The organism is Albidovulum sp., assembly GCF_049646345.1.
In the GTDB taxonomy this organism is placed as follows: Bacteria; Pseudomonadota; Alphaproteobacteria; order Rhodobacterales; family Rhodobacteraceae; genus Albidovulum.
Map to the genome: position 1 here is coordinate 1 of NZ_JBARVQ010000427.1, position 1,715 is coordinate 1,715.

Sequence of the window (1,715 nt, forward strand, 5' to 3'; positions counted from 1 at the left end):
ACTTTGGGCACCCAAAGGGGGTACGAGCGCCTTGCAGGCGCCCGTTTTGGCCTCGAGGGTCGGTATCAGGCCGGTTGTTCGGGGCGGGTTCCGAGGCTCACGGCCGCCAGGTGAGCCAGCGGCCGTGATGTAGTTTCGTAGAAGTTACGATCAATCAGTCAGCCAGCTGACGACTTGGCCCTCATGTCCCGAAACCCACTCTTTTGCGTAGTCCGCCGGATCCTTGCCATCGATAACCAGCGCATAGGTCATGTCGCTGACCTCTTCGGTGGTCAGAGCCATGTTGGAGAACAGCTTGGCCACTTCAGGATGCGTGTCGTTCAGTGACTTTTGGTACATCAGATGCAAATAGGCCGAAGACCACGCCGAACCGGCCATAGAGTTCTCAAGCCAGTTCGGATCATCCGTCGGCTGCTTGACGTCCCAATTTGCATCGTCATGCGGCGGTTCCGCCAGAATCTGTAGGTCATGCAACGCAAACACGTAGTGTGGTGTATAACAGAAGCCGACCCAGGGCTTGCCTGCCTTGATCGCGGTGTCGAGCCCGGCGTAGGCAAGTGTTTCGTCGCTTTCGCTGAGATCCATGGTCTGATCATAACCATAAGATTTGGCTCGAATTTTCTCAATGTTCGTAGAGGCCCAACCGGGTGCGCCGATCCAAACCTCACCCCGACCATTGCCATCACTGTCGAACAGTGCGGCAATTTCGGGCTTGGTCAGGTCGTCGATCGAGCGAATCTCATGGGCATCGGCCGTCGCCTTGTCGACGCACATCCCCTGAAACGCCTCAACGCCGTGCGGGTTCATCGCGACGGTGCCCTTTTCGGTCACGAACGTGTCATACAGATTCTGCTGGTTTGGCAGCCAGACCTCGGGATGGGCCTGCATCGAACCGCTGTCCATCGCCTCGAACACGATCGGGTTGGTGCCATTCTGGAGTTCGACGGACAGGCCAAGATTGTCCTCGATGATCACTTTCAAGATGTTTGCGGTTGCGCTGACCGACGGCCAGTTCGGAACACCAATCACGATATCAGCGCCCATGGCTGGTCCGCAAACCGCTGTCGCAGTTGCCGCGAGCATAAAGTTCAACTTGTTCATATTTCTCTCCCTTTGTTGCACCAATTTTTTTTCGAGCCCCCTGCCTCGGCCATTTGTCAGATGCAGTCCGGCAGTTCATAGCCGACCGCGTAAGTCCTGCGAATTGCCTCAAGCGCAGTCTCGGTGCTCATGCTGTTGCCGAACCTGTCGGCATGTACGATGCCCAGATCAAACGGCGGTGTTCCTGTCGTCATCCAGTGGGCGAGGAACTCGGCACTGCCGCCACCTGTGCCGATCCCTACGTTGAAGCCAGTCGCGAGCCAGAGACCTTCATGGTCCGGCATCGGACCGAGCATAGGCAGCCCGTCCGGTGTCCAGCACATCGGCCCATTGTTAACGACCTTGATGCCTGCTTCACCAAAACTCGGCATCCGCTCAATCAGCCGCTCCAGATGAGGCATGATGCGGTCAAGTTCGGGTGGGAACAGGTCTTCCTTGAAATCTTCTGGAATACCGTCCAATGCCCAGAACTTAGGTTCGGCTTCGTAAACTCCTGCGAGAACACCTTTAGCTTCCTGACGCACGCTGCCGGACACATAGCTGTCTCGCCAGGCTGGAACCTCATAGTCGAGTGCTTCCAGGGCTGGAATCGACTGAGTAATCATCTCCTGGTG

General features: G+C 56.9%; 2 protein-coding genes. Both read right to left on the bottom strand.

The genetic code is table 11. The features are described 5' to 3' along the window. Positions 1-150: 150 nt before the first annotated feature. Positions 151-1,101 (bottom strand): glycine betaine ABC transporter substrate-binding protein, encoded by a 951-nt coding sequence (locus WBB85_RS10690; RefSeq protein ID WP_432638603.1) that lies wholly within the window; start codon positions 1,099-1,101, stop codon positions 151-153. Between the two features lie 56 nt (positions 1,102-1,157). Beyond that, a partial coding sequence (locus tag WBB85_RS10695; RefSeq protein WP_432638604.1) for an NAD(P)/FAD-dependent oxidoreductase occupies positions 1,158-1,715 on the bottom strand: 558 nt, incomplete at its 5' end.